Annotated in this window: 22 protein-coding genes, 1 tRNA gene and 1 riboswitch; of the genes, 21 read left to right on the top strand and 2 right to left on the bottom strand. The window is 54.2% G+C overall.

Translation table 11 applies throughout. The features are described 5' to 3' along the window. Together DW949_RS01145 and DW949_RS01140 are read left to right on the top strand one after the other, a co-directional pair. Complete coding sequence (locus DW949_RS01145; protein WP_118021442.1) at positions 1 to 993, top strand: lactate dehydrogenase; 993 nt, start codon at positions 1 to 3, stop codon at positions 991 to 993. A 13-nt stretch (positions 994 to 1,006) separates the two neighbouring features. After that, entirely contained in the window at positions 1,007 to 2,077 is a 1,071-nt protein-coding gene (locus DW949_RS01140; protein ID WP_118021441.1) for a flavodoxin family protein, read from the top strand. Between the two features lie 65 nt (positions 2,078 to 2,142). Here DW949_RS01140 and rpmB read toward each other — a convergent pair whose 3' ends face one another. Then, on the bottom strand, positions 2,143 to 2,334 hold the full coding sequence (rpmB, locus tag DW949_RS01135) for a 50S ribosomal protein L28 (protein WP_059076660.1): 192 nt from the start codon (positions 2,332 to 2,334) through the stop codon (positions 2,143 to 2,145). Between the two features lie 135 nt (positions 2,335 to 2,469). Here rpmB and recG point away from each other — a divergent pair, with 135 nt between their 5' ends. The 14 genes from recG (at position 2,470) to DW949_RS01065 (ending at position 19,449) form a co-directional block, all read left to right on the top strand. Beyond that, complete coding sequence (recG, locus tag DW949_RS01130) at positions 2,470 to 4,503, top strand: ATP-dependent DNA helicase RecG (RefSeq protein WP_118021440.1); 2,034 nt, start codon at positions 2,470 to 2,472, stop codon at positions 4,501 to 4,503. A 139-nt stretch (positions 4,504 to 4,642) separates the two neighbouring features. After that, positions 4,643 to 5,371, top strand: a complete 729-nt coding sequence (locus DW949_RS01125; RefSeq protein ID WP_199595670.1) for a WecB/TagA/CpsF family glycosyltransferase — start codon at positions 4,643 to 4,645, stop codon at positions 5,369 to 5,371. 16 nt (positions 5,372 to 5,387) lie between these two features. Further along, positions 5,388 to 6,026, top strand: coding sequence for a phosphatidylserine decarboxylase (locus tag DW949_RS01120; RefSeq protein ID WP_118021439.1), 639 nt, complete (start codon positions 5,388 to 5,390; stop codon positions 6,024 to 6,026). Next, a complete protein-coding gene (gene pssA / locus DW949_RS01115) occupies positions 6,023 to 6,697 on the top strand; it encodes a CDP-diacylglycerol--serine O-phosphatidyltransferase (protein ID WP_118021438.1) in 675 nt (224 codons plus the stop codon). The genes DW949_RS01120 and pssA overlap by 4 nt, the downstream gene beginning before the upstream one ends. Positions 6,698 to 6,718: 21 nt before the next feature. Next, a complete protein-coding gene (locus DW949_RS01110; protein WP_118021437.1) occupies positions 6,719 to 7,969 on the top strand; it encodes a glycosyltransferase family 2 protein in 1,251 nt (416 codons plus the stop codon). An 8-nt stretch (positions 7,970 to 7,977) separates the two neighbouring features. Then, positions 7,978 to 8,733 carry a 5'/3'-nucleotidase SurE gene (surE, locus tag DW949_RS01105; RefSeq protein ID WP_118021436.1) on the top strand — a complete coding sequence of 252 codons (756 nt, stop codon included), beginning with the start codon at positions 7,978 to 7,980 and terminating at the stop codon, positions 8,731 to 8,733. A gap of 196 nt (positions 8,734 to 8,929) precedes the next feature. Then, positions 8,930 to 9,017: riboswitch (glycine riboswitch) on the top strand. A gap of 130 nt (positions 9,018 to 9,147) precedes the next feature. Next, positions 9,148 to 10,533, top strand: coding sequence for a sodium:alanine symporter family protein (locus tag DW949_RS01100; protein WP_118021435.1), 1,386 nt, complete (start codon positions 9,148 to 9,150; stop codon positions 10,531 to 10,533). A 157-nt stretch (positions 10,534 to 10,690) separates the two neighbouring features. Further along, positions 10,691 to 10,774, top strand: a tRNA-Leu gene (locus DW949_RS01095). Positions 10,775 to 11,452: 678 nt separating this feature from the next. Then, a complete protein-coding gene (locus DW949_RS01090; RefSeq protein ID WP_118021434.1) occupies positions 11,453 to 13,918 on the top strand; it encodes an S-layer homology domain-containing protein in 2,466 nt (821 codons plus the stop codon). Positions 13,919 to 14,058: 140 nt separating this feature from the next. After that, complete coding sequence (locus DW949_RS01085) at positions 14,059 to 14,274, top strand: helix-turn-helix domain-containing protein (RefSeq protein ID WP_118021636.1); 216 nt, start codon at positions 14,059 to 14,061, stop codon at positions 14,272 to 14,274. A gap of 94 nt (positions 14,275 to 14,368) precedes the next feature. Continuing rightward, positions 14,369 to 14,872, top strand: coding sequence for a nitroreductase family protein (locus DW949_RS01080; RefSeq protein ID WP_118021433.1), 504 nt, complete (start codon positions 14,369 to 14,371; stop codon positions 14,870 to 14,872). 61 nt (positions 14,873 to 14,933) lie between these two features. Continuing rightward, the gene (gene tatB / locus DW949_RS01075) at positions 14,934 to 15,137 is read left to right on the top strand and encodes a Sec-independent protein translocase protein TatB (protein ID WP_118021432.1); all 204 of its coding nucleotides are present in this window, start codon (positions 14,934 to 14,936) and stop codon (positions 15,135 to 15,137) included. Further along, positions 15,112 to 15,843 carry a twin-arginine translocase subunit TatC gene (gene tatC, locus DW949_RS01070; protein ID WP_118021431.1) on the top strand — a complete coding sequence of 244 codons (732 nt, stop codon included), beginning with the start codon at positions 15,112 to 15,114 and terminating at the stop codon, positions 15,841 to 15,843. The genes tatB and tatC overlap by 26 nt, the downstream gene beginning before the upstream one ends. A 168-nt stretch (positions 15,844 to 16,011) precedes the next feature. Further along, a complete protein-coding gene (locus tag DW949_RS01065; RefSeq protein WP_118021430.1) occupies positions 16,012 to 19,449 on the top strand; it encodes a pyruvate carboxylase in 3,438 nt (1,145 codons plus the stop codon). Between the two features lie 170 nt (positions 19,450 to 19,619). Here DW949_RS01065 and DW949_RS01060 read toward each other — a convergent pair whose 3' ends face one another. Continuing rightward, on the bottom strand, positions 19,620 to 20,819 hold the full coding sequence (locus DW949_RS01060) for an MFS transporter (protein WP_118021429.1): 1,200 nt from the start codon (positions 20,817 to 20,819) through the stop codon (positions 19,620 to 19,622). Between the two features lie 206 nt (positions 20,820 to 21,025). Here DW949_RS01060 and DW949_RS01055 point away from each other — a divergent pair, with 206 nt between their 5' ends. Genes DW949_RS01055 through DW949_RS01035 form a run of 5 tightly spaced genes read left to right on the top strand, consistent with a single transcriptional unit; the run spans position 21,026 to position 26,396 of the window. After that, entirely contained in the window at positions 21,026 to 21,958 is a 933-nt protein-coding gene (locus DW949_RS01055; RefSeq protein WP_118021428.1) for an ABC transporter permease, read from the top strand. A gap of 2 nt (positions 21,959 to 21,960) precedes the next feature. Continuing rightward, positions 21,961 to 22,875 (top strand): ABC transporter permease, encoded by a 915-nt coding sequence (locus tag DW949_RS01050; RefSeq protein ID WP_118021427.1) that lies wholly within the window; start codon positions 21,961 to 21,963, stop codon positions 22,873 to 22,875. Continuing rightward, positions 22,872 to 23,867, top strand: coding sequence for an ABC transporter ATP-binding protein (locus DW949_RS01045; RefSeq protein WP_118021426.1), 996 nt, complete (start codon positions 22,872 to 22,874; stop codon positions 23,865 to 23,867). Before DW949_RS01050 ends, DW949_RS01045 begins: the two co-directional genes overlap by 4 nt. Beyond that, positions 23,854 to 24,822, top strand: a complete 969-nt coding sequence (locus DW949_RS01040; RefSeq protein WP_118021425.1) for an ABC transporter ATP-binding protein — start codon at positions 23,854 to 23,856, stop codon at positions 24,820 to 24,822. Before DW949_RS01045 ends, DW949_RS01040 begins: the two co-directional genes overlap by 14 nt. After that, the gene (locus DW949_RS01035; protein ID WP_118021424.1) at positions 24,822 to 26,396 is read left to right on the top strand and encodes a peptide ABC transporter substrate-binding protein; all 1,575 of its coding nucleotides are present in this window, start codon (positions 24,822 to 24,824) and stop codon (positions 26,394 to 26,396) included. The genes DW949_RS01040 and DW949_RS01035 overlap by 1 nt, the downstream gene beginning before the upstream one ends. Positions 26,397 to 26,408 lie beyond the last annotated feature (12 nt).

The following is a 26,408-nucleotide window of genomic DNA, read 5'->3' as shown; positions in this document are numbered from 1 at the left end:
ATGAAAGAGGTATATTATATCCATGAACTGCCGGAAAGAGCCGGTATTACGGCGCCCCTGACGCTTTCCGACCGGCCCTTTGAGCCGGGAAAGAAAGCGCGCGTCCATATACTGGCCCTGGGCGATGTGGGCACGACCATGCTCATCGGCCTGCGCCTCCTCGGGGCAGCAGACATCGCCTCCATCGGCATCTGCGACCTCAATGGGAACAATCTATCCCGGCTGGAAATAGAAATCAACCAGATACGCTATCCCTTTGCCGCACAGGGGGACGGCCCCGTCCTGCCTCCCGTCCATATCGTTACGGAAGAGCAGCTCTTTGACTGCGACCTCTTCATCTTCTGTGCCAGCAAAGGCGTACCACCTCTTTCGGCAACGGGAGACGTGCGCATGGCCCAGCTGGAAGCCAATAAGGGCCTTATCGGCCATTTTGCCGGGCTTGCCCGGAGCGCCGGGTACAAGGGGCTGGTCTGCATCGTTTCCGACCCCGTAGACCCCCTGTGCGCGGCTTTTCTGGACGCATCGGGTATCCGGCCCTGGCAGATACGGGGCTATGGCCTTGGCGTCATGAATGCCCGGGCCTGTTACTATGCCGAAAAAGACGGGCGGCTGGCCCATTACCTTACGGAAGGCCGGGCATTCGGACCCCACGGGGAAGATCTGGTCATTGCCGACCGCATCGAAGGCTATGACGACACTCTTTCGCGGGAACTGACAAAAAAGGTCGTAGAAGCCAATCACGTCGTCCGGAATCTGGGCTATAAGCCGTATATCGCGCCGGCCCTGTCGTCGGCGGCTCTGTCCATTCTCCTGACGCTCCGGGGATGCTGGCATTACGGGTCGGTATATCTGGGAGACAAGGACCGGGGAGCCTTCCTCGGCGTACGCAGCCGCTATAGTGAAGAAGGGCTGGTATACGAGGACCGGCCCCTTCCCAGGGCGCTATACGACCGCATCGAATATGCTTATCTCCGGTTATGCGCGTTACGATAAGAAGGGATGTACCATGCTGTATGTTGTTAAAATGGGCTGGCAGGAGCCGGGCCATCCGGAACGGGTAGACGGCGTCCTGCGCTACGCCCTCCGGGGCGTAGCGCACACTGTGATCGATAGTCTGGAACCGTTCGTATCACTCTGCACGCGGCGCAGCGGCGGGGAAGACCTGCGCTTCCTCTTTGCCGTCAATCTGGCCCGGGGCGGCCTCAATATGGCCTATGCCCGTATGATTTCTTTCCTCTCCCAGCATGTCCACTGCCTCGAGGGCTGCTGCGGCGCCGTCGTCGTCGATGGGGCCGATGAGCTGTTTACTAAGAAAATCGGCAGGGAAATGATTTTTATGGCCAACCGGGCCGGCTGTGCCTTTCCGGGAAAGCCCCTGGTAGAGGCCACGGGCTCACTGTACAATTTCACCATACAGGCCCGGGTACGGGGCGTCGATAATCTGGGGGCCTATGAGGAAGGCGTCCGCCAGCTCGTACAGAAACTGATTTCCTTTGCCCCGCCACCAGAACGGGGGCGCCACGTCCTGGCTCTTCACGCCAGCAGCCGCCGGACCAGCAATACCCTCCTTTTGTGGGAAATGGTGCGTCGTCATCTCACGGCGTCCCGTGTAGAGGAGATATCACTGCGCAACGGTACCGTCGTGGACTGCCGGGGCTGCAGCTACGAGGCCTGTCTGCATTTTGGCGAACGGGGGGACTGTTTCTATGGCGGCATCATGGTGGAACAGGTCTATCCTGCCGTGCGTCAGTGCGATACGCTGGTTCTCATCTGTCCCAACTACAACGATGCCGTCGGCGCCAACATCATGGCTTTTTTCAACCGCCTGACGGCTCTGTTCCGCACGGACTGGCAGACTTTTTCGAAGAAACGGGTCTTTGCCCTGGTCGTTTCCGGATACAGCGGCGGCGATATCGTGGCGGAACAGATCATAGGTGCCCTGAACTGCAACAAGAACTTCATCCTGCCCGGTCATTTTGCCCTCATGGAAACGGCCAACGAACCGAAAAGCATTCTCCGCTGTCCCGGTATCGAAGAGCGGGCGGAACTATTGGCCTGTCATATCGATATGAAATGATGATATATAAAAAAAGGGTATAAAAAAAGATGATTCACAGAAGAATCATCTTTTTTTATACCGGATTATACATCACGCTGTACTTTGCCGGAACGGAGGCAGCGGGTGCAGACGTTTACGCGTTTGACTTCGCCGTCTACGATAGCGCGTACTCTCTGGATGTTCGGCTTCCAGGTTCTTTTGGTTTTTAAATGGGAATGGCTGACATTCATGCCCGTTACGGTACCTTTACCGCAGATTTCGCAATAATTTGCCATGGGTTACACCTCCTAGTACTTTCGCAGTACAACATACAAATCTTATCATAAAATATAGGGTAAATCAAGGATTATTTATAAAAAGCCTACAAAATATGATACAATAAATAGTATCAAATTACAAGGAGTATTTTTATGGATGTTTCAATTCGCCGGCTGCCCGGCATCGGCATACGCCGGGAGAAGCTCTTTGCCCGTCTGGGCGTTACGACGATCCCCGGGCTGCTCCAGTATTTCCCCCGCGATTATGAGGACCGGAGCCACGTCGTCCCCATCGGCCGGGCAGATCTGGAACGGAAGGAACCGGTCCTGGTCTGCGGCCGCGTCGGGACCATACAGGAACTGCGTCCCCGCCGGGGGATGACGATTTTAAAAGTCGTGCTCCACGATGAAACGGGAGCCGTAGAAATGACCTGGTTCAATCAGCCCTTCAAGAAAAAACAGTTCCATACGGGCATGACTGTATCGGCCTTTGGCCGCATAGAGTGGAATTATGGCAGGCGCCAGATGAATACGCCCGATGTGGAGGAAGGAGAGCTGCAGGACCGGGGATTGGTGCCCCTCTACGGCCTGACCGACGGGCTGCGCCAGTCCGACGTGAGAAAAGCTGTGCGTCAGGCCCTGACCCTGGCCCGGAAGGAACCGGATCTTCTGCCGGCACCATGCACGAAGACGGGCCATTCCCGCTTTCCACTTATCGAGGCTTATGAACGGATGCATTTCCCAAAAAGCAGGGAAGAACAGGAAGAGGCCCGGGAGCAGCTGGCCTATGAAGAACTGTTCGACATGCAGGCCGGCCTGTGCCTCCGGAGGCGACGGGAAAGCCGGAAACAGGGCATCAAGTGCGGCCCCAACGGAGCGCTTCTGAAACAATTTTTCGACCGGCTGCCCTTTACCCTGACCCGGGGCCAGACCGGTGCTTTCCTCGATATCCAGAGCGATATGGAAGGCGAAGTGCCCATGCAGCGCCTCGTCCAGGGCGACGTCGGCTCCGGCAAGACCGTCGTGGCGGCCCTGGCCCTGGCCAAGATTGTGGAAAACGGTTATCAGGGAGCTCTCATGGCGCCGACAGAAATTCTGGCAGTCCAGCATTATGAAGAATTCTGCCGCCTCTTTCAGGGGCTGCCCGTGTGCATCGCCCTGCTCACGGGACGGACCGGGGCAAAGGACCGGGCGCAGCTTCTGGAAGACCTGCGGGACGGAGCCGTGCAGATCCTCATCGGCACCCACGCCCTCATCCAGGACGACGTACAGTTTGCGGCTCTGGGGCTCGTCGTGACCGATGAACAGCACCGTTTCGGCGTGCGCCAGCGGGAAGCCCTGCAGAAAAAGGGCCGGGCGCCGCACACGCTGTACATGACGGCGACGCCCATTCCCCGCACGCTGACGTTGTCGCTGTACGGCGACCTCGACGTGTCCTCCATCCGCGACCTGCCACCGGGACGGCAGGTCGTCAAGACCTATGCTGTAGGTGAATCCATGCGCCGGCGCATCTATGCGTTCATGGAAAAGACGATGAAAGCCGGTCAGCAGTGTTACGTCGTCTGTCCCCTCGTGGAAGAATCGGAAAACGTGGACCTCCAGGCGGCCACGGCCCTGTATGACCAGCTGCGGACGGCGGTATTTCCCCGGTTCCGCTGCGGCCTCGTCCACGGAAAGATGGCCGGGAAAGAGAAAGAAGCCGTTATGGAAGCCTTTTCCCGCGGTGATATACAGCTTCTGGTGGCTACCAGCGTCATCGAAGTCGGCGTCAACGTGCCCAATGCGACAATCATGCTCATCGACGGGGCCGAGCGGTTCGGACTGGCCCAGCTCCACCAGCTGCGGGGCCGCGTCGGCCGGGGCAGCCTGCAGGCATACTGCATCCTCCTTTCCAAACAGGGCAGTGAAGAGACGAGACAGCGCCTGCACTATATGGAAACCATTCATGACGGATTCGTCCTTTCGGAAAAAGACCTGCTCCTGCGCGGGGCGGGCCAGCTGTTCGGCTATGCCCAGCATGGCCTGCCGGATCTGCACGCCGCCGATATTATCCGCGACGTGGCCCTTCTGTCGGAGGCCCGCGATGAAGCGGCATCCTTTGTGGACGGACCTGCCGCAGAGGAACAGGTCCTTTCAGCCCTGAAGCGGCGGTTTGGCGGGTCATTCCAGAAACTGCTGAATAACTGAATGGAGAGGGCAGGGAATTTCTGCATAAAATATGTACAGAACCGGGCGAATCAGCTATAATAAAGAATACAGTGCCAATGCGGCACGGTCCTGCTTGTTATGGCAGAACAGACTATTATAGAATAAGGCGGAGATGGAGTTGTCTAGTAAAATCGATATATTATCCGTTCCCATTGCCAATATCAGTTTGGCGGAAACGAAGGATTTTGTATTCCGTTGCATCGCCGAAGGCCGTGCGGCATCGATTGCGACGGCCAATGCGGAAATGGTGATGCGGGCCCAGAAAGATAACGAACTGGCACAGGCACTGCTGGAAGCCGATCTGGTGATTCCCGACGGCGCCGGCGTTCTCTGGGCTGCCGAGCAGAAAGGACAGAAATTCAAGGAACGGGTCACTGGCTGTGATGTGGCGGAACTGCTGCTCAAAGAGGCGGCAGCGCGCCAGACTCCGGTCTACTTGTTCGGCGCAGCTGCCGGCGTAGCAGAAGAAGCAGCGGCCAATATTGAAGCGCGCTATGGAAAACTGAATCTGGCCGGAACCCATTCGGGCTTTTTCAGTGCAGATGAAGAACAGGATATCATCGGCGACATCCGCAGCCACGGCACGCGGATCCTGCTGGTGGCTCTTGGCGTCCCCAAACAGGAAAAATGGATCCGCGATCACTTGTACGACCTGGGACCCTGTGTGTGCATGGGCGTCGGCGGCACTTTTGATGTGCTGGCCGGCCGCGTGGGCAGGGCCCCTGTCTGGATGCAGCAGAACCGTCTGGAATGGCTGTACCGTCTGTGCAAAGAACCGAGCCGCTTCCGGCGTATGCTGGCGCTGCCGCGCTTTATGGCTGCCGTCAAATTCGGTGGCCGCTCATGAAAGGAGCCGTGGTTACGTGAAAAAACCGCTTATTATAGAAGACGGTTATGTATTTATCCTGGTACCGGCCCTGCTGGCTGTACTGGCCTGGCATTTCCTCAGCCCCTATATAGCCGTACTGCCGGGAGTACTGGCACTGTATTTTGCCTATTTCTTCCGCAATCCGCCCCGTCGTATCCCCGACGATGAGCTGGCCCTCGTATCGCCGGCCGATGGCACGGTCGTATCGGTAGAGGAAACATTCGAAGATCTCTACCTCAATCAGAAATGCCGGAAGATTACCATATTCCTGTCTATTTTCGATGCCCATATCAACCGCACGCCTCTTTCAGGAATCATCAAGTTCCAGCAGTACACGTGCGGACGCTTCCGCCCGGCCTATGAAAAAGGCGTAGGCTATGAGAACGAACGGTATTCCCTGGGCATTGAAAACGAGCGCACGAATATCCTCGTGACGCTCATTGCCGGTGTACTGGCCCGGCGGGTCGTATCCTGGGTGACGCTGGGGGACGAACTGAAGCACGGCCAGCTGTACGGCATGATCAAGTTTGGTTCCTGCATCGAAGTCTTCGTACAGGATAATGTAGATATATACGTCACAAAAGGCCAGAAGGTCCGTGGCGGAGAAACCATCATAGGGAGGATTCAAGAATGAAAAAAGTAATTCCCTGCCTGTTTACCTCAGGCAATCTGGGATTCGGCGTCCTGAGTATCATGCTTACATCCCAGGGTTATCTTACATGGGGCGCTGTCTGCATCCTGCTGGCTATGGTCTGCGATGCCCTCGACGGGCGCACGGCCCGGGCACTGGGGGTACAGGGCGAATTTGGCAAAGAACTGGATTCCCTGTCGGACTGTGTATCCTTCGGGGCGGCGACGGGATTCCTCATCTATTCCTATTCACTCCATGAACTGGGCTGGATTGGCATGATACCGCCTGTCCTGTATGCCTGCTGCGGCGGCCTGCGCCTGGCCCGTTTCAATCTGAATACGACCGTCGTCCACGGGTATTTCCAGGGTATGCCCATCCCGAACGGCGGTTGCATCGTGGCGACCTATGTCCTGTCCGGCGTCCATCTGCCGGCCTGGATCATCGCCATACTGACCCTGGCTCTGGGATATCATCTGGTCAGCAAGGTCCATAATCCCGATTTCAAAGGCGCCAGCCCCGATGTGCTGCACAAGTCGGCCCTGGCCATCGCCATCCTCTGCGGTGCCCTGGTCCTCTGGCTGGTAGACTGGCATCTGGTCCTCATTATGCCTTTCTTCCTGTATATCATTTTTGGTCTGGTCAATACGGCCATGAATGCCGCTGCTTCTCACTGAGTTCGTTAGGGAGAGTCGTGTATGGAACATCTTTTGGATATCATCATGATACCCATACAAGTAATCATCGTTTTTTATTCGCTATACTATTTTATCCTGGCCTGCTTCGGCCTTATGAAAAAGAGAGACCGGGTCATGATGCCGCCAAAACATACCTTTGCGGCGGTCATCTGCGCCCATAATGAAGAACGGGTCGTGGGCAACCTCATCGACAATCTGAAGGAACTGAATTATCCGAAGGACATGTACGATGTCTACGTCGTGGCCGATAACTGCACCGATAAGACCGCCGACGTTTGCCGGTCCCACGGGGCCTTTGTCCGCGTGCGCACCAATAAGGAACACGTCGGCAAGGGCTATGCCATGGACTGGATGTTTACCCAGATGCTGGCCCAGGAAAAACAGTATGACGCCTTCGTCGTCTTTGATGCCGATAATCTGGTCCATCCGGAATTTTTGCGGGAAATGAACAATCACCTCTGCAAGGGCGAACAGGTCATCCAGGGATATATGGATTCCAAGAATCCGACGGACACGTGGATTGCCGGGACGTTTTCCATTGCTTTCTGGCTCATCAACCACATGTGGCATCTGGCCAAGTACAATATCGGCCTTTCGACGGCTCTGGGCGGTACGGGTATGTGCATCGCCACCGATATTGTCCGCAAATATGGCTGGGGATGTGACTGCCTGACAGAAGATATGGAATTTTCCATGAAGGTCCTCCTCGAAGGGGTGCGCACCTGCTGGGCCCACGATGCCATCATTTATGACGAAAAGGCCCTGGGTTTCATGCAGTCCTGCCGGCAGCGCAAACGCTGGGCCCAGGGACAGTGCGACTGCGGCGAGCGGTTCATTCCCAAGCTCTTTGCCAGAGGCATCAAAACGGGGAATATCCGCATGCTCGACGGCATCATCACCCTGTCGCAGCCTTTTTTCATGATGATGTCTACGATTTATGCGGGCATTGCCATGGTCAATTCCTATATTCCCTTGTACACGAATATACTGAATCAGCTCATTCCCGTCCAGATATGGACGGTTCTCGGCATCGGGCAGTATCTCATACCGGTCATCGTGCTGCTGCAGATCAAAGTACCGCCCAAATCGTGGCTGTACCTCATCGTCTATCCCCTCTTCATGTACAGCTGGATCCCTGTCAATTTCCTGGGATTCAAGGACCGTCATAAGATGGAATGGAGCCATACCCTGCATACGAGGGCCGTTTCCTACGATAATGCCGCCTTGCTGCGCAAGCAGAATAAAGAATAGGAGAGTCTATGCATATATTACTTACCAATGATGACGGCCTGCAGGCAAGGGGCCTGCAGATCCTGAAAGAAGAACTGATGGACTATGCCGGAAAAATCACCGTCGTGGCCCCGGCGGGGCAGCGCAGTGCTGCTTCCCATTCCATGACCATCAACCGTACCCTTTATTGCCACGAACATGGCGGGACCGGGGAAAAGGTACGGGAAATTTCCGTGTCCGGCACGCCTGTGGACTGTGTCAAAATGGCTATGGAATACTTTCTCCGCGATGACCGGCCGGACCTCATCATTTCCGGTATCAACGATGGCTTTAATCTCGGCAGCGATGTCCTCTATTCCGGTACCGTTTCGGCGGCCATGGAAGGACCATATTATCAGGTGCCGGCCCTGGCCGTGTCCATGGGAAAGATGGACGAAGACCGCTGCCGGGAAACGGCGCGTCTGGTGAAGGCCCTGGTGGAACAGGTCTTTGTCTGTGGCAAATTCCCGGGCATACTGAATGTCAACATACCGCGGGAAGGGGAGATATCCCTGAAGAACGCCCGGGTCGTCCCCCAGACGGTGCAGATTTATCACAATGTCATCGCCGAGAAGCGGGACATTGATGGCAGTCTCTGCTACAAGATCGTCGGCGACCTGGACCTGACGACGGCGCCGGAAAACAGCGATGTTGCCTGCATCCGCAGCGGCCATATTGCCCTGACCCCGCTGAAATGGCAGCAGACAGCAGACCGGGCTATGGAATTGATACAGCAGTATATCTGATAAAATCATGTATACATGGTACAAAATGCAAGCCTCATATGGACAAATTTCCATACGGGGCTTGCATTTTTTGTAGGAAGTGCGTATAATAACAAATACATCATACATATTGCGTGGATGAAGCATGCGGGAGAAGGTACAGACCTACCGAAGGAGTCAAACTCTCAGGTATCCGGATCCGGATGGGACCGTATGCAGACACGACTCTGGAGAGTCCCTATTGGGCGCCGAAGGTGCACGGAAGTCATTCCTTATCTCTCAGGCAAAAGGACAGAGGCTGTAAAAAAGCGCAGATGCGTATTTGTGCTGTTATATTTGGCCTGTCTCCGGAGACATGATGGAGACAGGCTTTTTTTGTCATCATTTTTCTTTTTATTCGTTGTCATACTATGGGATAGAGAAAGGGAGAGAGTCATGAGTTTAGACACATTAAATGCGATTGACAGTTTTATCTGGGGGCCACCGTTACTGATCCTGCTGATTGGCACGGGCATCATGCTGACTGTCCGGCTCCGGTTGTTACAGGTGTTCCGTCTGCCGCGGGCTTTGAAACTGATCTTTACGGCGAAAAATCAGGGGGAAGGCGATATCGATAGTTTCAAAGCTCTCTGCACGGCTCTGGCCGCAACGGTCGGGACAGGTAATATCGTCGGCGTCGCCACGGCTGTTCATGCCGGCGGGCCAGGGGCGATCTTCTGGATGTGGATGGCGGCCTTCGTCGGTATGGCGACGAAATACGCCGAAGGGTGCCTGGCTGTGCGCTACCGGACCATCGATAAGAACGGCGAAGTCGCCGGCGGTCCGATGTACTACATCGAAAACGGGCTGGGAAAGAAGTACAAGCCCCTGGCCGTCCTCTTTGCTTTCTTTGGCGTACTGGTTGCCTTCTTTGGCATCGGTACCTTTGCACAGGTCAATTCCATCGTCGAAATTACCCGCCTTACGGCAGATGTCCCCGTCGAATATACGGCAGTCGTTCTCACTATCGTCGTGGCTGCTGTCACCATCGGCGGCCTGCAGTCCATTGCCCGGGCGGCTTCCAAAATCGTCCCGGCCATGGCTGTTATCTATGTCATCTCTACCGTCGCCTTTCTGGCCATCTTTTATGAACAGATTCCGGCGGCCATCTATGAAATCATTCACGATGCGTTTACACCGACCGCTGCTGCCGGCGGCTTCCTCGGTGCTACGGTCCTCGTCGCCATGCGCAACGGTGTCGCCCGCGGCGTCTTTTCCAATGAATCCGGTCTGGGCAGTGCGCCTATCGTAGCGGCTGCGGCCAAGACGAAATGGCCGGCCGAACAGGGGCTTATTTCTATGACCGGTACGTTCATCGATACGATCATCATCTGTACCCTAACGGGGTTGGTCCTCGTCGTGAGCGGTGCCTGGATGGGTGATGTCAACGGAGCGGCTCTGACCAATGCAGCCTTCCTGCAGGCTTTCCCGACCTATGGCAGTCTCATCCTCTGCGTCGGCCTGACGCTCTTTGCCTTTACGACTATCCTTGGCTGGAATTACTACGGCGAACGCTGCATGGAATATCTGGTCGGTGTCAAGGGCATTATGCCATACCGTATCGTGTTCATCATCCTCGTCGCCTGCGGTGCCTTCTTGAAACTGGACGTCATCTGGATCCTGGCGGACATCGTAAACGGCCTCATGGCTATTCCGAACCTCATCGCACTCATCGGCTTGTCCGGTGTCGTCGTAGCCGAAACCAAAGCCTACTTTGCTCATGTCAAAGCCGAAGAAATGGCGGCGGAAGAAGCGGAAAAAGAAACGGTCAGCGGCGACTGAGGCAGAAGCTGTCATCGCTCTGACAGGATAATCAGAACGATACTCCTGATGGAGCTGCCCGGCAAGGCAGCTCCATTTTTTTTATCGCCGGAATGTAAGGATACCTCTTGACGTATGGATACAGTATGGTATAATTATCTTTGTTCCAGTATTTTATGCCGGAGTGGCGGAATGGCAGACGCACCTGACTCAAAATCAGGCGGGTAACACCGTGAGGGTTCAAGTCCCTCCCCCGGCACCATAATCAGAAGGACTGTGCCTGAAGGTCTATGCTTTCAGGCACAGTCCTTTTTTATCGATCGTTGAGGCACTGATGAAAAAGTTATTCCCTCTCATATCGGACTTCCCGCTTCAGACTCTGAACGAGGCCATAGCACTACGTGTTTTTTGTATATTGCTATGGCCTTTTCTTTTTATGATTTTATTGCATAGACCATACAGAATAAACTGTTCTAATTTTTGGCAAAAGTGATAAATACAACAGTTCTGCAACGATAATAACCGAATGTAAAAATTACGTAAAGAATAATTATGCATATTTAACAAATTATAATCCGATTAAAGAAAAATATGTAAATTTTTGTACGTGGTTGCATATCTATAAATAATGATTATTTTTATGCATTTTGTTATGGTTAATTTTTAATTTTATCCGATGACGAAAACATTCTATTATGGTGATAATTATATGGTTTTCGTGATAGAAAACAAATTAAATTCCGTTCATATGAATGGAATAAAATATAAAATCACTTTGTATTTATATTTAAATATTTTATAAACAATTTATAGTTTTGCAAGAACTTATATTGATTTTTCTATGCCAATACATGTATGATTACAAGTAGTATTAACGCCTATAATTGTAAAATAAGTTAATATTATTAGTCGGATCGTCATGTAAAGGAGACCATTAGCTATGACAAAAAAACATTCATGGATTCTCAGCGCCATGCTCGTCAGCTCGTTCTGGAGTGGAACCGTTATGGCAGCGCCAGCAGCCAATCCTGCCGGGGATGGGCCTGGCGTGGCTATCGGTACGGGCAGTAGTGCCGCAAGAGATACGAGTGTGGCCGTAGGAAAGAATGCAAAGACGATGGATAGCAACGGTGAGGCCAATGGCGGCGGTGATGTGGCCATCGGGAGCAATGCCAGAGTCAATAATTACGTCAATCAGGGCGGAAGCGTCGCTATGGGAGAAAATTCCTTCGCCGAAAATATGGCAGGGAGACAAGAAAAATTGTTCAATTTTAATCAGACAACATTTACCGGTTCAGGATTTCTTGGGTTGCGGTCTCCCTTCATTCCGGCTGATCCATCGAAAGTAACGGGAAGCATTGCCCTGGGGCAGAACTCCTATGCACGGTCCGGCGGAACCGTAATCGGCGTCCACAACTACAAAGGCGCATTGGGCGACATGACGATCGACACCAGTACGGAGGCGAACAGGCGCAGCTACGGCATTAACGTGAATGCGACGACTATCGGGACGAACAGCTTTAACAATGCCGCCTTTGGCGTCGTAAACGGGGCCTATTCTATCATTTCCGGTGCCTATGACGGCAGCTCCTATTCGTCCAAAGCGGGGCAGAATTTTGGAGCTACCATCACGGGGGCTTTGAACAGTATCGAGTCCAAAACGGCAGAAAGCGACTACTCCGGCGTGGCCAACAGTATCGTCGGCACGGCGAACCGCACCTTTAATTCCAATGGGTCCCTCATTTTCGGGGCCGGCAATGAAATCACCAACTCTGTTACGACGATTGCGGCGCCATCAGGAGGCGGAAATTCAGCTAAAGAGCTGGCAGAGACGCTGCGCGGGATCATCCGCGATGCCGATGGCGGCGGGGCTACTCTGGCGGTAGGCGGTGGTAATAAAGCCGATTATACACGGGCTTCCCAGCTCATCGGCGTGAACAATACCCTTACGGGGACGGCCGGCTCGGTCAGCGACTACAACATGATCAACGGCTATAAGAACACGGCGTCCCAGGTCAGCCACGTATCAGTAACGGGATCGGAAAATACGGTGACTAATACGAAAGATGCCGTCGTTATGGGGAACAAGCGGGACCTTTCCGGTGCATCCGGCAGCATCGTGCTGGGGTCGGCTGACAGTACCATGACCACGGGGGTAACCGATGCCGTTTCTATCGGCCACAATGCCAATGTAACAGAAGCCGGCGGTGTCGCATTGGGAGCACAGTCCAAAGCCTCTACGGCTGCCGGTGTGGCCGGTTACGATCCATCGTCTAGGGCTCTGTCCCAGGATACGTCTTCTACGTGGAACGCCACGGCAGCCGCTGTTTCCGTCGGTGACGGGACGACCATTACCAGGCAGATTACCAGCGTGGCAGCCGGTACGAACGATACGGATGCGGTCAACGTGGCCCAGCTGAAGCAGGCCGTGTTGTCTGCCGGTACAGGCACCGATACGAGAAACACCGTAGTGGCAGGCGACCATGTGACCGTAGACGAAGCGCCGAACGCCGATGGCAGTTCGACCTACACGGTGAGCGTGAAGGCCGATGGGAAGGTAGAAAGTGGCAATACGGGCATCGTGACAGGAAGTACCGTATACGGTGAAGTACGGCCGGCAGCCGATGGCACTTATGTAAAGGCGGACAGTACGACCGGTCAGAACCTGACTGCTCTGGATAATCAGGTCAAGAGCAATGCTGATTCTATTTCCCATATGAGCGGGTCCATAGACAGACTGGGGACCCGTGTCAATCGTGTAGGTGCCGGAGCTGCGGCACTGGCAGCACTGCATCCGCTGGATTTCGACCCTGACAGCAAGTGGGACTTTGCCGCCGGATATGGGAACTATAAAGATGCCCATGCCGTCGCGGCCGGAGTCTATTACCGCCCCAATGAAGACACCATGTTCAGCGTCGGCGGCAGTTTCGGTGGCGGTGAGAATATGGTCAACGCCGGACTTAGTCTGAAACTGGGACAGGGGAATCACGTCTCCACGTCCCGCGTGGCTATGGCGAAAGAAATCAAAGACCTGCGCAGCGATGTGGAAAATCTGCGCAGTGCCATTGCCAGTATGGCTGCGGGAAACGCCCTCGATCCGGGGAAGACAAAATTATTCCCCGATATTCCGGAAAATCACTGGGCCTACGACGAAATTGCCCAATTGTATGGCAATGGTATCGTAAAAGGGTATCCTGACGGACGATTCGACGGAGATCGCATGATGACGCGGTATGAATTTGCCTCTCTGGTCTATGAGCAGATGCAGAAAGGGGCCGCACTGAGCAATCGCGTGGTGACGGAATTTATGCCGGAACTGGAACGCATCCGCGTCGATACGGTGGCAAAGACCCGCGATGGCAGGCCGGCGATCCAGCGTGTCCGGGTCATTAAAGACAGGGGATAATAGAGATAGTTTCAGAGTAACAGGCCCGGACATCACGAGTACTGGCAGTCCGTTTGCCGTACAGAATGAAAACGACAGGCCCAGGCATTAACAGGGGGACAGCGATGTTCGTCTGTATCTTTGACAGGCAGGTGAACGATATGAAGTATCAACGTCGCATGAAAGAGTTACGGCAGGAGAATAATATGTCTCAGGCTGACTTAGGAAAAGTTTTGAAATGTACACAAGTAGCGTATGGGATGTATGAAAATGGCAAACGACGGCTGCCTATCTGCGGCCTCATTACACTGGCACGGTTTTACGATGTATCGGCAGATTATATTCTGGGACTGACTGATCATAAAGAAAAAAAGTGAGGGAGAGATTCCGGCCGGGGCTATTTTTGTTTCGAAGTACTCTGCTTTTATGATATAATACAGATGTGAGCCTATATTGGAGGGAGTGGAGTAGATGAATGAAATTTTTGAACGGCGCAGTGTGCGCAAGTTTCTGCCCCGGCCGGTAGAAGAAGAAAAAATTGAAAAAATGCTGCGGGCCGGCATGGCAGCACCGTCTGCCGGCAATCAGCAGCCCTGGGAATTTTACGTAGTCCGCGATAAGAAAATATTGCAGGATTTATCCCACTGCAGTCTCTATGCCGGATGTGCCGCCAAGGCACCAGTCGCAATCGTCGTCTGCAGCCGCGATGACAACATGCGCTTCCGTGCCTTTGCCAACCTGGACCTCAGCGCCTGTGTAGAAAATATTCTGCTGGAAGCTGTCTGTCTGGGCCTGGGTGCTGTATGGCTCGGAGTTGCGCCATATGCCTCCCGGGAATTGAACGTACGCCGGGCTGTCGGTATTCCCAAAGGTCTTACGGCCTTTGCCGTCATTCCGTTTGGCTATGCAGCCGATACGGTAGAAGAACGGGCGAAAGAAGACCGCTTCGACCCGGACCGGATTCATTACGTGTAAAAAAGACTCCTGCTCAGGCAGGAGCTTTTTTATAAGCTGTCACAGGGGGAAGAAACGAGATATGTTTAACGTAGGATTTAGTGAAATGCTGGTCATCGGCATCGTAGCCCTGGTTGTATTCGGCCCGAAAAAGCTGCCCGAAATCGGACGGGCTCTGGGACGGGGACTGCGTGAATTCCGCAAGGCTGCGTCGGACGTGATGGAAGAAACAGAGGGAGACATGACGGAGGGAACAAAAGATGGATCCAAGGGAAAAGAACGATGAGGCAGTGCTGCCGCTTACGGGCCATCTGGAAGAATTCCGGCGGCGCCTCATATACTGCCTGATTGCCCTGACGCTGGCAAGTGGTGCCTCCTATGCGTATATAGAAGATATTATTGCCTTTATTTCCGCTCCGGCAGGGAAATTGTACTTTATGCAGCCTGCAGAGGTGTTTTTTTCCTATCTCCATACGGCCGTCTTTACGGGCTTTCTGGTCACCATGCCCGTGTGGGCCTTCCAGCTGTGGTGTTTTATCCGGCCGGCCCTTACGGACAAAGAACGTCACTGGGTACTGTTTTTTGTACCGGCAGCGGTCCTTCTCTTTTATGGCGGAATGGCCTTTTCGTATTTTCTGGTCCTTCCGGCAGCCATCCAGTTTTTCATGGATTTTTCCAGTCCGTCCCTGCAGCCCATGTTTTCCCTGTCGGCGTACCTTTCTTTTTTTATGTCCTTTACCCTGCCTTTTGGACTGGCCTTTGAACTGCCCCTGGTCCTTCTGATCCTGTCCCGCCTTGGACTGGTCACGCCCCAGGGACTGCGCCGGAAGCGCAAGGCTTTCATCGTTCTCGATTTTATCTTTGCCGCGGTCATTTCCCCTACAGGAGATGCCTTTACCCAGACGATGATTGCCGTGCCGGTGCTGATACTCTATGAAGGCAGTATATGGATCATGAAATGGCTCGACAGGAACGGTCCTGCAGAGCCGTAACCATGTACAGGAAAGGCTCTTATATTGTATACAGTATTTATATTGTTCAGCAGCCGCCTTTCTCTTGTAAAGTTGCAGGCATTTGTTATAATTAAAGATGCAGTGATTTGTCTATGGGGAGATAATGAAGGCAGGCGCTGCCATCCAACATAACAGGAGGGACTATTCATGAAAAAAATTCGTTCGGTTTTAGTGGCCAACCGTGGTGAAATCGCTATCCGCGTATTCCGGGCCTGCAATGAACTGGGAATCCGGACCGTAGCGATTTACTCCAAAGAAGATTCGCTTTCCCTGCACCGCTTCCGTGCAGATGAATCCTATCTGGTAGGCCAGGGGAAGAAACCGGTTGATGCATATTTAGATATTGAAGATATTATCCGCATCGCACATGAACACGATGTCGATGCCATCCATCCGGGCTATGGCTTCTTATCGGAAAATGCCGATCTGGCCAAACGCTGCCAGGAAGAAGGCATTATCTTCATCGGGCCAAAAGTGGAACATCTCATCATGTTCGGCGATAAGATCAATGCCCGTATCCAGGCCAAAAAAGCCGGTATCCAGTATATCCCCGGCAGTGACGGCCCGGTCATGAATTATGCCGAAGTAGAAAAATTTGCCAAAGACGTGGGCTTCCCGATTATGCTGAAAGCCGTCAATGGCGGCGGCGGCCGCGGCATGCGTATGGTAGACCGTATGGCTGATCTGCGCGATGCCTACGACCGTGCCAAGTCAGAAGCCAAACTCGCTTTTGGCAGTGACGAAATTTATCTGGAAAAATGCATTGTCAACCCGAAACACGTCGAAGTACAGATCATGGGCGACGAACACGGCAATGTGGTCCACCTCTACGAACGGGACTGCTCCATCCAGCGCCGTCACCAGAAAGTCGTCGAAATTGCGCCGGCCTTTGCCCTGCCGCAGCAGCTGCGCCAGGATATCTGCAACGCCGCTCTCAAGCTCATGCGCAACGTCCATTATGTCAATGCCGGGACGGTCGAATTCCTGGTTACACCCGATGGCAAGTTCTATTTCATCGAAGTCAATCCCCGTGTCCAGGTTGAACATACAGTTACGGAAATGATTACCGGTATCGATATTGTCCAGACGCAGATCAAAGTGGCCGAAGGCTATGCTCTCAACAGCGACGAAATCGGCATCAAATCCCAGGACGATATCGAATGCCGTGGCAATGCCATCCAGTGCCGTATCACTACAGAAGATCCGACCAATAACTTCATGCCTGATTCGGGCAAAATCATCGTATACCGCAGCGGCGGCGGCTTTGGCGTCCGTCTCGACAGCGGCAATGCCTTTGCCGGTGCCATCATCACGCCGTACTATGATTCGCTCCTTGTCAAGGCGACGACCTATGGCCTGAATCATGCCCAGGCCGTACAGAAGATGCTCCGCGTCCTCGGCGAATTCCGTATCCGCGGCGTCAAGACCAATATCGGCTTCCTCATCAACGTCTTGAAGCAGCCGTCGTTCGTCAAGGGTGATTACAACGTCAATTTCATTGATGAACATCCGGAACTGTTCAATCTGCCTGTCGTCCATGACCGTGGCACGAAGCTCCTGAAATATATCGGCGATACGACGATTAACGGTTATACCAATGCGGGACCGCAGGAAAAACCGGATTTTGAACGGCTCGAACTGCCGCAGCCCGTCGATGGCCCTTATCCTGATGGGACGAAACAGCTCTTTGATTCCATGGGACCGGAAAAATTCTCCCAGTGGATCCTCGACCAGAAGAAAGTCCTCATCACCGATACTACTATGCGTGATGCCCACCAGTCTCTGATGGCAACGCGGGTGCGCTCCATCGATATGCTCCGCGTACTGGAAGCGGCTTCCAAAAAGTTGCCGGGATTCTTCTCCTATGAATGCTGGGGCGGTGCCACCTTTGACGTAGCCTATCGTTTCCTCTATGAAGACCCCTGGGACCGTCTGCGCCAGATGCGCAAGAAAGCACCGAATATCCTGCTGCAGATGCTCATCCGCGGCGCCAACGCCGTAGGCTATACAAGCTATCCTGACAATGTAGTCAAGAATTTCGTACAGCTCTCTGCCAAGAACGGCATCGACGTATTCCGTATTTTCGACAGCCTGAACAGCCTGGACAATATGTATGAAACGGTGCAGGCCGTCCGGGAAACGGGCAAGATTGCCGAAGTCGCCCTCTGCTATACCGGCGATATCCTCGATCCGTCCCGTCCGAAATATAATCTCGATTACTATGTCCGCATGGCAAAAGAACTGCAGAATGCCGGTGCCAATATCATCGCTATCAAGGATATGGCAGGGCTTCTTAAGCCGGAAGCGGCATATCAGCTCGTTTCGGCCCTCAAAGATGCCGTCGATCTGCCTATCCATCTCCATACCCACGATGGTTCGGGCAATGCCGTGACGACCCTCTGCCGGGCTGCCGATGCCGGTGTCGATATCGTCGATGCTGCTTATTCTGCCTTTGCCGGCGGTACGAGCCAGCCGAGCATGAACACCTTCTACTATGCTATGAGCGGCAAAGACCGTCAGCCGGACCTCAACGTCGATGCCATGGAAGAAATGTCCCGCTACTGGGCAACGGTTCGTCCATACTACAAAGGCGTCGATAAAGCCGAACCGTATCCCAATACGGAAACCTATTATTGTGAAATGCCTGGCGGCCAGTTCTCCAACCTCCGTCAGCAGGCGAAAGCCGTCGGTCTCGGCGACCGCTGGAACGACATCAAGAAGATGTATCACGATGTCAACCTCATGTTTGGCGATATCGTCAAGGTTACGCCGTCGTCCAAAGTCGTCGGTGATATGACCCTGTATATGGTACAGAACGACCTGACGGAAAAAGATATTTATGAAAAGGGCGATACCCTCGATTTCCCCCAGTCTGTCGTAGAATTCTTCGAAGGCCGTCTTGGCTTCCCGTACCAGGGCTTCCCGGAAAAACTCCAGAAGATCATCCTGAAAGGTAAGAAGCCGCTGACACAGCGTCCGGGCAAGATGCTTGAACCGGCTGATTTCGAAGCCATCCGCAAGAAACTGGAAGATGCCGGTTACAGTCATACCGATGAAGATATCAACGCTTACTGCCAGTATCCGAAGGTATTTACCGATTACAATGACCGCTATAAGAAATATGGCGATGTCAGTGTCCTCGATACACCGACGTTCTTCTTCGGCATGAAGCAGAATGAAGAAATAACGGTAGAACTGGAAGAAGGCGTAGACCTGGTCATCAAGCTGATCAATATCAGCGATCCCGATGACAGCGGTATGCGTACCATCACGTTTATGTTCAACGGAGCAGAACGTGAAATCCAGGTACAGGACAAGAATGTGGACCAGACCAGCGTTACCAGCAAGAAGGCTGATCCCGACAAGATCGGCGACATCGGTGCTACCCTTTCCGGTTCCGTCGTCAACGTCCTCGTCACCAAGGGCCAGAAAGTCAAGAAAGGCGATCCGCTGGTCGTAACGGAAGCCATGAAGATGGAAACGACCATTACCTCGCCGATTGATGGTACAGTCGGAGAAATCTACGCCGTCAAAGGCAAACCGATCATCAGTGGTGACTGCCTCCTGGAAGTACTGGAAGGCTGATCCCGATAGAAGTTATATACAAATCCGTGGCATGAACCAGCTGTCATGCCACGGATTTTTCTTTTTGCGTTCAGCCGCACCGGTCCCTTACAAACTGCCATCTTCAAACTCAAAAAGGAGCTGTCTTTATGCGACAGCTCCTTTTGGCATACAGGACTTGAATCTGTTTTTTAGTGATTGTACCGGGTGCGTTTGCGGCGCACAGTCCAGCTGATGGCCAGCAGGATGAAGCCGGCAGCGAAGAATACGTATTTCATGCCGATGAAGGTAGCGATGGCACCGCCCAGGATAGGACCGGTCATGGCGCCAATCTGCTGGGCCGAGAATAACAGGCCGAAGACCCGCCCTTTGGTGCGAGCGTCGGTGTGTTCTGCCAGGATGGCGTTGATGGAAGGGAATATGCCGGAAAAGAACAGGCCTACGGCAAACTGACTGGCAGCAAACCCATAGAGTGTCGTCGGCAGGGCCTGAAGGAAGAAGAAGACACCGGCCAGAATCAGGGCATAGCGCATGGATCTGAAGAAGCCGTGATGCTGTCCGAAGCGGCCCCAGAGCGGAGCCGTAATGGCGCTGGCAAATCCTCCGAGAGAAAAGACGAGGCCTGAGACGAAGACCAGATTATCCATGTCCTGGGCCATTTGAGAAATATACGTCGTAAGGATGGGCTGGACGATAAGGATGACGACCTGTACCAGGGCAGAGCAGACCAGCATATGAAAGATGATAGGGACTTTCCAGAGACTCCTGGTTTCTGCCGGTATATCTTCTTCATCAGGCTGTGCCTGTCTGGCCGGTACCCGGCTGAGGTCCGGTTCTTTAATGAAAAAGACGAGGACGATAAAGTTCAGGAAAAGAGCGCCTGAAGCGAGGAAGAAGGACATGCGCATGCCAAACAATTCTGCCAGGACGCCGCCAAATAACGGGCCGATGATGCCGCCTGCCGTCAGGGCGCCCTGCATGATGCCCAGGCAGATACCCAGTTTCTGGGGCGGTGCATAAATGGTCATGATGGCCAGTTCCATGGGCCAAAGGCCGGCAGCAAATCCCTGGAACATGCGCATGAACGTCAGCTGCAGCGGCGTCGTGACGATGCCTCCGAGAAAATAACTGACAGACAGGAGCAGGCTGGCACGGATAGCCATGAGCCGCTTGCCTTTGCGGTCGGCCATTTTCCCCCAGATGGGAGCCATGATAGCACTGACCAGAAAGGTGGAAGAAAAAACAATCCCCGACCAGATATTGACCGAGGCAGCGGAAACACCCAGCTCATGGGTGAGATACATAGGCAGAAAAGGGATGAGCATGGTATAGCTTGAAGACATAAATACGACGTTGCACGTCAGAATAGCAAGACAGACTTTCCAGTTCACATGACCGCCCCTTTCACGTAATGGTAAGACAAGTAAGAACCGGAGCCATGACGCAGGAAAGAAGCGTCACGGCTCCGGCGTATAGTTCTAATATCTTACTATTATAATACGGCAGTTTTGTAATTTCAACATTATCCGTTGAAAATTCATACCTATACTTCTATAATAGAAACAGTGTCATCATGAAAAGAAAAGAGGATAGGACCATGTTTTTGTATATGATCAAGCGCATATGCGGCGCCATCGTTGTCCTGTGGGCAGTCATTACCATTACCTTCGGGCTCATGCATGCCATTCCTGGTGGTCCGTTTACGGAGGAAAAGAAACTGCCGCCGGCCGTCCTTGCCAATATAGAGGAACGGTATCATCTCAACGACCCGCTGCTGACGCAGTATGGCGATTATCTGAAACACGCGGCGGTACTGGATCTGGGGCCGTCTTTTAAATACCCCGGGCAGACGGTCAATGAAATCATAGCGGAAAGCATGCCCGTATCGGCCCAGCTGGGGCTGATCAGTCTCGTACTGGCCCTGGGGACCGGTGTGACAGCGGGCCTTTTGGCGGCGTGGCGCAAGAATACATGGATGGACTATGCCCTGATGCTCGGCGCGACCCTTGGCGTCTCGGTGCCGAGCTTTATCCTGGCAGCCGTCCTCATCCAGCTCTTTGCCTTTACCTGGCCGGTCCTGCCGGCGGCCATGTGGAAGGGACCGGCGTATGCCGTCCTGCCGGCGCTGGCCCTGGCCGCCCATCCTACGGCATTCATCATGCGCCTGACCCGGTCCAGTGTCCTCGATGCCCTGTCCCAGGATTATATCAAGACGGCCCGGTCCCGCGGCGTCAGTACGTGGCGCCTTCTCGTGCATCATGCCCTCCGCAACGCCCTGCTGCCGGTGGTCAGTTATATCGGTCCGCTGGCGGCGGCACTGCTTACGGGGAGTTTCATCGTCGAATCGATTTTTGCCATTCCCGGGCTGGGACGTCATTTCGTGACCAGCATCTATAACCGTGACTATACGGTCATACTGGGCATTACCATATTTTACAGCTTTCTCATTATTTTTATGAATCTTATCATCGATCTCATCTATCCGCTGCTGGATCCCCGTATCCGGCTGCAGAACCACAAGGAGGGATGACTATGACGCCAGATGATTTTGCGCCCCTTCAGGACAGGGATAAAGAAGTTCTGTACGTGCCGCCCCAGAAACTGCGGGAGCGGGGATGGCAGCAGATGAAACATAATAAACTGGCCCTCTGGGGGCTGGGCATCGTCATTGTCATGACTTTGCTGGCCCTGTTCGGACCACTCCTTGCGCCGTATTCATACGCCGACCAGGACCTTTCCATGGCCAACGCCTGGCCCGGGCCGGAACACTGGTTCGGGACCGATTCCCTGGGCCGGGATCTCTTTGTCCGCGTCCTCTACGGGGCCCGCATTTCCCTTTCCATCGGCCTCGTGGCCAGCCTGATCAATGTCTTCATCGGTGTGCTCTACGGCGGGTTTGCCGCTCTTTCCGGCGGCAGGACTGACCGGATCATGATGCACATCGTCGATGTCCTCTATTCGATTCCCATGCTGCTGTACGTCATCCTCCTCATGGTCGTCTTTAAGCCGGGACTGATCAATATTTATCTGGCCCTGGGCATTGCCTACTGGCTCAATATGGCCCGTATCGTCCGTGGTCAGATCCTGAGCCTCAGGCAGCAGGATTACGTCATGGCGGCCCGGTCCTGCGGGGCTTCTACGTGGCAGATCCTGCGCCGCCATATGATCCCCAACTGCGTGGGGCCCATCATCGTGACGCTGACCTTGTCCATTCCCGATGCGATTTTTACGGAAGCGTTCCTGAGTTTCATCGGACTCGGCGTCTCGGCGCCTATGGCCAGCTGGGGCGTCCTGGCCTCGGAAGGCATCAACAGCATGCGTTCCTTTCCGTTCCAGCTCCTGTTTCCGGCGATTGCCTTATGCCTGACTATGCTGGGGTTTATGTTTCTCGGCGACGGTCTGCGCGATGCTCTGGATCCGCAAAATGAAAAGGAGGGCGGACGATGAACGACCATCTTCTTTCTATAGACAACCTGTCCATTTCCTTCCGTACCTACCGGGGCATACTGGAAGCGACCCACAAGGTATCGCTTTTTGTCGATGCCGGCGAAACCGTCGGTATTGTCGGCGAATCGGGCTGCGGGAAATCCGTTACGGCCCATGCGGTCATGAAGCTGCTGCCCCGCGACAGTGCCATCTATTCGTCGGGCCGCATCTCCTGGGACGGCCGGGATATTATTTCCCTGGACGAAGGAGAAATGAACCGCCTCCGCGGCCGCGATATGGCCATGATATTCCAGGACCCCATGACGGCTCTCAACCCGGTCCTGACCATCGGCAATCAGATAGAAGAGGGGCTTCGCTATCATGCTATGAGCCGGCAGGAAGCAGAGCAGAAGGCCCTTTCCTTATTGCAGGAGGTGGGAATTACCTCACCGGAACGGAGACTGCATCAATATCCCCACGAACTGTCAGGCGGGATGCGCCAGCGCTGTCTCATCGCCATGGCTCTTTCCTGTGAGCCGCGCCTCCTCTTTGCCGACGAACCGACGACGGCTCTCGACGTGACGACCGAAGCCCAGGTACTGCAGCTCCTGAGAACCTTGCAACAGAAGCACCAGATGGCTGTCGTCCTCATTTCCCACAACCTCGGCGTCATCGCCCAGATGTGCCGGCGCGTTTATGTCATGTATGCCGGTGTCGTCGTGGAAACGGGACGGGTAGAGGATATTTTTGATCATCCCGCCCATCCCTATACGAAAGGGCTGCTGGCTTCCCTGCCGGATCCGGCCCACAAAGACAAAGTCCTTACAGGCATTGCCGGTCAGGCGCCGGACTTATTCCATATGCCGAGGGGCTGCCGGTTTTACCCGCGCTGTTCTCATGCCATGCGCATATGCGCCCGTACGGTGCCACCGGCGTATGAACAGGAAACGGGACATACAGCGGCCTGCTGGTTGCTCTGTCCGGAACGGGAGGTGTGCCATGGCTCTCATTGATGTCCATCATCTGACAAAACAGTTTATCGTACGCACCGACTGGCTCGGCCGTCCCCGGACCGTACTGACTGCTGTCCATGACGTGTCCCTTACGATTCATTCCGGGGAGACCGTCGGCCTGGTCGGGGAATCGGGCTGCGGCAAATCGACCTTTGCCCGTACGGTCCTGGGCTTGTACAAAAAAACATCGGGCACGGTCCTGTTCAAGGGAAAGGATGTAGAAAACCCCGATACGGCAGATGCATTTCACCGCCAGGTGCAGATGATATTCCAGGACCCGTACGCCTCGCTGGATCCCCGCATGACCGTCGAAGATATCATAGGCGAACCGCTGCGCAACTATGGCATCTGTTCGTCTCCAAGCCAGCTGCGCCAGCGTGTAGCACAACTCCTCGACGAGGTGGATCTTACCCGGGAAGCGGCACAGCGCTATCCCCACGAATTTTCCGGCGGTCAGCGGCAGCGCGTCGGCATTGCACGGGCACTGGCACTGGAACCGGACTGCATATTCTGTGACGAACCGATTTCGGCTCTCGATGTGTCTGTCCAGGTTCAGATCGTCAATATGCTGCAGCGGCTGCAGAAAGAACGCAATCTGGCCTATCTGTTCATTGCCCATGATCTGGCCATGGTCCATCATCTCAGCAGGCGCATTGGCGTCATGTATCTGGGGCGGCTCGTCGAACTGGGCGATGGCGATGCCGTGTATCACAGGCCGCTCCATCCCTATACACAGGCCCTGATTGCCGCCGTACCTGTCCCGGACCCGCACTGCCGCCGCCAGGTATGCCTGTCCGGTGAAGTCCCGAGTCCTCTGGATCCCCCGGCGGGATGCGTATTCCATCCCCGCTGTCCCCTGGCCGACGAACGGTGCCGCAGCGAAGTGCCGGTCCTGCGCGACATGGGGGCGGGACGGATGGCAGCCTGCCATCATGCCGGGAAGGAGGCCTTGTGATGAAGAAGATATGGATACTCCTTATGTGTCTGCTGATGCTGGTCCTGTCCGGCTGCGGCACAGAAAAAAATGATACGGTCAGTTATGCTCTGGAAGCAGAACCGGCCAGTCTTGACCCGGCCATGACGACGGGCCTTGCCGAAGCCAATGTACAGGCTGAGCTGTTCGAGGGACTGACCCGGCTGGACAGGGATAATCAGCCTCAGCCGGCGCTGGCAGAACGCTGGGACATTTCACCCGATGGAAAGACTTACACCTTTCACCTGCGGCCGGGAATCACCTGGAGCGACGGTACGCCCATTACGGCCCATGATTTCGTCTATTCCTGGATGAGAGTCATAGATCCGGCTGTGGCATCTCCCAATGCCTACATGATGTTTATCATCGACGGGGCAGAAGCGTTCAGCAAGAAACAGGGGTCGGCAGAGGATGTAGGCATAAAGGCTCCTGACGACCGGACACTGCAGGTACGGCTGAAAAATCCGACAGCCTATTTCCTCAATCTGACATCATTTCATTGCTATTATCCCGTTCCCGAAGCCCTCGTCCGGGCCAAGCCCGATACATGGGCGGCCAACGCCGGCGGGTTTGTCGGCTGCGGTCCCTTTACGTTGGAAAAATGGATTCATTCCAGCGAAATTACCGTAAAGAAAAATCCGGCCTACTGGGATGCTGGTCATGTGCGGTCGGATTATCTCGATTTTCCCATCAGTGAATCCCAGTCTACGCGGCTGACCCTTGTCGAAAGCGGTCAGGCCAATATGATGGTAGAACCGCCACCGGCAGAACAGCAGCGTCTGGAATCGCTGGGATTATATCAGGTGGCACCCTATCTGGGGACATACTACTATGTCTTTAATACGCAGAAAGCTCCCTTTGATGACGTCCGGGTCCGCAAAGCCTTCGCTCTGGCCATGGAACGGGAAGGTCTGGTGAAGCATATCGTGCGGGGACGCAAAGAAGCGGCTTATGCCTGGGTGCCGCCGGGAATGAAGAATCCGGCTACGGGTCAGGATTTCCGCAAAGAGGGCGGAAACCTTCAGGAAGAAAATGCCGAACAAGCGCAACAGCTCCTGAAGGAAGCGGGATACGATGAATCCCATCAGCCGGAAGTGACCATTTTATTCAATACCAATGAAATGCACAAGGCTGTCGCCGAAGCCGTGCAGGCCATGTGGAAGAAAAACCTCGGTGTCCAGGCGGAACTGACCAATCAGGAAGCCAAAGTATATCTGGCCTCCCGGACCCAGGGAAATTATCAGGTAGCCCGGGCATCGTGGGTAGCCGACTATGCCGATCCCATGACATTCCTCGATGTATTCGCCGATGAAGACAATGACGCCCAGTATCATAATGAGGCCTATCTGGACCGGGTCCGTAAAGCGAAGGAAGAAAAAGATCCGGGTCTGCGTATGCAGTACATGCATCAGGCAGAGCAGATACTCTTCGACGATTGCGTACTCATACCGATTTATTATACGACACAGCCTTTTGTGGTACAGCCCTATGTCAAAGGCTATCATTGGAGTCCTCTGGGACTGATCGATTTGAAAGAAGCGTATATTGAAAAATAAAAAGTCAGAAAG

Source organism: Megasphaera sp. AM44-1BH (assembly GCF_003467125.1).
Lineage (GTDB): Bacteria > Bacillota > Negativicutes > Veillonellales > Megasphaeraceae > Megasphaera.
The sequence above is the reverse complement of the archived record's forward strand: the minus strand, read 5'-3'. Positions and strand labels throughout refer to the sequence as shown.

Excerpts from the sequence above, each read along its gene's own strand:
- DW949_RS01050 (WP_118021427.1), top strand. The coding sequence starts at position 21,961 with ATGACGCCAGATGATTTTGCGCCCCTTCAGGACAGGGATAAAGAAGTT.
- rpmB (WP_059076660.1), bottom strand. The coding sequence starts at position 2,334 with ATGGCAAATTATTGCGAAATCTGCGGTAAAGGTACCGTAACGGGCATG.
- tatC (WP_118021431.1), top strand. The coding sequence starts at position 15,112 with ATGGATCCAAGGGAAAAGAACGATGAGGCAGTGCTGCCGCTTACGGGC.
- DW949_RS01090 (WP_118021434.1), top strand. The coding sequence starts at position 11,453 with ATGACAAAAAAACATTCATGGATTCTCAGCGCCATGCTCGTCAGCTCG.
- DW949_RS01040 (WP_118021425.1), top strand. The coding sequence starts at position 23,854 with ATGGCTCTCATTGATGTCCATCATCTGACAAAACAGTTTATCGTACGC.
- DW949_RS01065 (WP_118021430.1), top strand. The coding sequence starts at position 16,012 with ATGAAAAAAATTCGTTCGGTTTTAGTGGCCAACCGTGGTGAAATCGCT.
- recG (WP_118021440.1), top strand. The coding sequence starts at position 2,470 with ATGGATGTTTCAATTCGCCGGCTGCCCGGCATCGGCATACGCCGGGAG.
- DW949_RS01145 (WP_118021442.1), top strand. The coding sequence starts at position 1 with ATGAAAGAGGTATATTATATCCATGAACTGCCGGAAAGAGCCGGTATT.
- DW949_RS01110 (WP_118021437.1), top strand. The coding sequence starts at position 6,719 with ATGGAACATCTTTTGGATATCATCATGATACCCATACAAGTAATCATC.
- DW949_RS01035 (WP_118021424.1), top strand. The coding sequence starts at position 24,822 with ATGAAGAAGATATGGATACTCCTTATGTGTCTGCTGATGCTGGTCCTG.
- DW949_RS01100 (WP_118021435.1), top strand. The coding sequence starts at position 9,148 with ATGAGTTTAGACACATTAAATGCGATTGACAGTTTTATCTGGGGGCCA.
- DW949_RS01140 (WP_118021441.1), top strand. The coding sequence starts at position 1,007 with ATGCTGTATGTTGTTAAAATGGGCTGGCAGGAGCCGGGCCATCCGGAA.
- DW949_RS01085 (WP_118021636.1), top strand. The coding sequence starts at position 14,059 with ATGAAGTATCAACGTCGCATGAAAGAGTTACGGCAGGAGAATAATATG.
- DW949_RS01055 (WP_118021428.1), top strand. The coding sequence starts at position 21,026 with ATGTTTTTGTATATGATCAAGCGCATATGCGGCGCCATCGTTGTCCTG.
- tatB (WP_118021432.1), top strand. The coding sequence starts at position 14,934 with ATGTTTAACGTAGGATTTAGTGAAATGCTGGTCATCGGCATCGTAGCC.
- pssA (WP_118021438.1), top strand. The coding sequence starts at position 6,023 with ATGAAAAAAGTAATTCCCTGCCTGTTTACCTCAGGCAATCTGGGATTC.
- DW949_RS01080 (WP_118021433.1), top strand. The coding sequence starts at position 14,369 with ATGAATGAAATTTTTGAACGGCGCAGTGTGCGCAAGTTTCTGCCCCGG.
- DW949_RS01045 (WP_118021426.1), top strand. The coding sequence starts at position 22,872 with ATGAACGACCATCTTCTTTCTATAGACAACCTGTCCATTTCCTTCCGT.
- surE (WP_118021436.1), top strand. The coding sequence starts at position 7,978 with ATGCATATATTACTTACCAATGATGACGGCCTGCAGGCAAGGGGCCTG.